This is a genomic window from Chloracidobacterium sp. (genome assembly GCA_025057975.1).
Lineage (GTDB): Bacteria > Acidobacteriota > Blastocatellia > Chloracidobacteriales > Chloracidobacteriaceae > Chloracidobacterium.
The window spans coordinates 1-565 of the sequence record JANWUV010000061.1 but is presented as its reverse complement, the minus strand read 5'-3'; the positions used below and the strand labels follow the sequence as shown (position 1 = coordinate 565).

Below are 565 nucleotides of genomic sequence, written 5' to 3'. Positions count from 1 at the left end.
TGAGAGCGTCTTCACCTGCCTGCCCTCGCCGAAAGCGGTGAGCACCGTGGTGAGCGGAGAGCGCGGGTTGCTGGCAGGGCTAAAACCGGGTGCAACCTGGATTGACATGAGCACCAATGACCGCCACGAGGTCCTGCGCCTGGCCGCGCTGGCCGCCGAAAAGGGCGTTGCCTGTCTGGAGGCGCCCGTCACCGGCGGCGTCCACAAGGCCGCCTCCGGCAACATCACGGTTCTGGTGGGCGGCGAGCGGGCCGTCTATGAGGCGCATCTACCCGCGTTCGAAGCGATGGGCCGCCCGGTGTTCTACACGGGGCCGCTGGGCAGCGCCTCGGTGATCAAGGTCATCACCAACATGCTCGCCTTCGTCCATGTGGTGGCGATCGGCGAGGCCCTGATGCTGGCCAAGCGCGGCGGCCTCGATCTGGCGCTGGCCTATGCCATCATCAAGGCCAGCTCGGGCAACAGCTTCGTGCATGAGACGGAGAGCCAGGTCATCCTCAACGGCAGCTACAATATCGGCTTCACAATGGACTTGGCCTGTAAAGACCTGGGCTTCGCGCTTCAA

The 565-nt window shown here is 65.0% G+C and carries 1 protein-coding gene; it reads left to right on the top strand.

What is annotated here, in order from left to right:
- Positions 1 to 565: NAD(P)-dependent oxidoreductase (locus NZ585_15080; protein MCS7081352.1), on the top strand; the 565-nt coding region annotated here is incomplete at both ends.